This is a genomic window from Weissella sp. DD23 (assembly GCF_001579105.1).
Classification (GTDB): domain Bacteria; phylum Bacillota; class Bacilli; order Lactobacillales; family Lactobacillaceae; genus Weissella; species Weissella cibaria.
The window spans coordinates 346,459-348,760 of sequence record NZ_KQ970391.1 but is presented as its reverse complement, the minus strand read 5'-3'; the positions used below and the strand labels follow the sequence as shown (position 1 = coordinate 348,760).

3 protein-coding genes are annotated in these 2,302 nt (G+C 43.7%); all 3 read right to left on the bottom strand.

Annotated elements, in window-relative coordinates; translation table 11 throughout:
- On the bottom strand, window positions 1–746 hold a 746-nt coding region (gene yqeH, locus WEIDD23_RS04155; RefSeq protein WP_197458808.1), incomplete at its 3' end, for a ribosome biogenesis GTPase YqeH.
- Between the two features lie 22 nt (window positions 747–768).
- A complete protein-coding gene (locus WEIDD23_RS04150; RefSeq protein ID WP_010373527.1) occupies window positions 769–1,296 on the bottom strand; it encodes a YqeG family HAD IIIA-type phosphatase in 528 nt (175 codons plus the stop codon).
- A gap of 158 nt (window positions 1,297–1,454) precedes the next feature.
- Window positions 1,455–2,302, bottom strand: an 848-nt coding sequence (locus WEIDD23_RS04145; protein WP_242865421.1) for a D-alanine--D-alanine ligase family protein, incomplete at its 5' end; no start/stop codon positions are given.

Genomic DNA, 2,302 nt, shown 5'->3' with positions numbered 1-2,302 from the left:
AATTCCTTTTGTGGTGAGACGTACTTCAAATCCTTTGGCGTCAAATAGTGTGCCATTTGATCTTGGTGAATGATTCCTGGTGTATCAATAATGAACGTGTCATCATCAAGTGGAATTTCAATACGATCCAACGTCGTTCCTGGGAAACGTGACGTTGTGATGACATCCTTTGAATCACCAGTTGCATCCTTAATGATTTGGTTGATCAACGTTGACTTACCAACGTTCGTCACACCAACGACGTAAACTGAACGGCCTTCACGATACTTTTCAATCATATCCAACAATTCAGGGACATCATCACCGCTCTTACCTGAAGTCAACATCACGTCAATTGGTCGCAATCCAGCTACGTTAGCTTGTTGACGCATCCAGTCCTTAATCTTTGAACGCTTCAAAGACTTTGGCAAAACATCAACCTTGTTTCCAACCAACAAAACCGGGTTCTTACCAACAAAGCGGTGCAAGCCTGGAATCAATGACCCTGAGAAGTCAAAGACGTCCATCACGTAAACGACCAAAGAGTCAGTCGTTGAAATTTCGTTCAACAACAAACGGAAATCATCATCCGTCAAATCAACGGGTTGAATTTCGTTATAGTGACGCAAACGGAAGCAACGTTGGCACAATACTTCTTCATTTTCAAAGCCCTTAAGCAAGGCTGACATTGGGGCATAACCCAATTCACCCTTACGCTCAGTTTGAATCAAAGCGCCACAACCAATGCAGCGCAAACCATCGTCCAAGTAACCTTGTACTTCTGTTTCACTAATCAAGAGTAGTCCTCCATTGTAGTTCTGGGTGGGCATTCAACATGCGCTTCTTAACACCCTTTTCGAAAAAACGATTAATCTTTGTATTCCACTGGTCAGTCTCAATTAGTGGCTTAACCAAAATGCTCCGAACGCCATAATTATTAGATGACCAGACGTCAGTTAATAATTGATCGCCGACCATGACAACTTCTTGCTTCGCCAAGCCAAGCGTTGTTGTGGCCTCGTTTAGGCCACGGGTCAGTGGCTTCAAAGCACGTGAGACAAATGGCAACTTCAAAGGTTCAGCAACGCGTGCGATACGGGGTGCTGAATTATTTGAAACGATCATTACAGGGATTCCTGCCTCGTTCATTTGTTCAAGCCAGTCGTGCAATTCCGTTGTGCCGTCTGGGTTATTCCAAGCAATCAACGTGTTGTCCAAGTCAGTCAGCACTGCCTTGATTCCTTGAGCCTTTAATTGTTCAGGCGTCAAACGGTAGATTGCATCAATCATCCAAGTTGGTGTAAATGATTCAGTCATTTTAAGTCCTTTTCTACAAATTGTCTTACTATAAATTATACGCTAAATAACGGCGTTTATAAAGTAGAGATAGCTAGTTAAGCATCGCGTGTTGCCACCCGCCACCAAATAAAAAACAACCAGCAACAACACTGTTACTGATTGTTTTTAAATCCATATTACTTAGCGCGCTCGGCGTTGTACTTCTTTTCACCAACGTGCTCTTCACCCAATGACACGAAGTCGTATGACAACTTGGCATTGCGTTCGAATTCAGCCAAACCGTAGTTGATAATTTCATCAATCAAGTTCGTATAGCTGATACCTGAAACTTCCCACATTTGTGGGTATAGTGAAATATTCGTGAAGCCAGGCAACGTGTTTGGTTCACCCAAGTATGGTGTACCATCAGCATCAATCATGAAGTCCATACGAGTCAACCCAACAAGTCCCAATGCCTTGTAAGCATTTAATGCCATGTCAGTGATTTCCTTTTCAAGGTCATCCCCTAACTCAACTGGTAATTCAAAGACCATACCTGAGGCATCAACGAACTTGTTGTTGTAATCGTACCAAACGTCTTGTTCAGGCAAAACAATACCACCCAAACGAGATGCACGTGGTTGCTCATTACCCAAGATTGAAATGAAGACTTCGCGTGGCTTAGTCAACGCAGCTTCAACCAAAACCTTGTAGTCGTATTGCAAAGCGTCCTTAACACCAGCTTCGAATTCTGCAGCGTTCGTGACGCGTGAAATACCAACTGATGATCCTTGCTTAGCGGCCTTAACGAATAGCACTTCCGTACCAAGTTCCTTAACAAGGCCCTCGTACGTGTAGTCTTGGAAGTTTTGATCCGTCAACAATACATACTTCGTGTTACGAATGCCGGCTTGGTTCAAGATACGCTTCGTCAAATCCTTGTCAAATGACATTGCTGAAGCGGCAGTACCAGGCCCAATGTATGGCTTTTGCAACAAACGGAACAACGCTTGCAACGTACCATCTTCACCCAAGTTACCGTGCA